This window comes from Liquorilactobacillus sicerae, assembly GCF_029916425.1.
In the GTDB taxonomy this organism is placed as follows: Bacteria; Bacillota; Bacilli; order Lactobacillales; family Lactobacillaceae; genus Liquorilactobacillus; species Liquorilactobacillus sicerae.
The window spans coordinates 1-414 of sequence record NZ_JAHAVQ010000315.1 but is presented as its reverse complement, the minus strand read 5'-3'; the positions used below and the strand labels follow the sequence as shown (position 1 = coordinate 414).

Sequence of the window (414 nt, the reverse complement as noted above, 5' to 3'; positions counted from 1 at the left end):
ATCTAAGCAATATAAACCTCACTTACAGATAAAAATGCACTCCCTATTTTCATGATATATGTATAGAAAAAGGACCTTATATGTTGGCAGTAAAGCCGTTAGAATAAGTTTTCTGTTCCAAGACCCGGTTTGCATTTTGTTGTGAATTAAGGTAGCATAATCCATGGATTTGAGCGGGCGCCCAGTCAAGAAGTGAGTGTCAGACCGAATTTCTAAACCAATAGAAAAGAGGCAGAACAAATGGCAGATGAATTAACCAAGCCTAAGAAGTTGTTCAGCAGCACAGAAGGAAATGTGCAAGCACAAAAAAGTTTGAGTGAGGTCAACGGATCTATAGCAGTCCCACATAATGCCGGGTTCTGGCGTACCCTTAAGGCATACATGGGACCGGGGGTGCTGATCGCTGTCGGATAC

The 414-nt window shown here is 42.3% G+C and carries 1 pseudogene; it reads left to right on the top strand.

The features are described from left to right. Positions 1-240 precede the first annotated feature (240 nt). Positions 241-414 (top strand): annotated as a pseudogene (locus KH893_RS12615) (Nramp family divalent metal transporter); the annotation flags it as partial.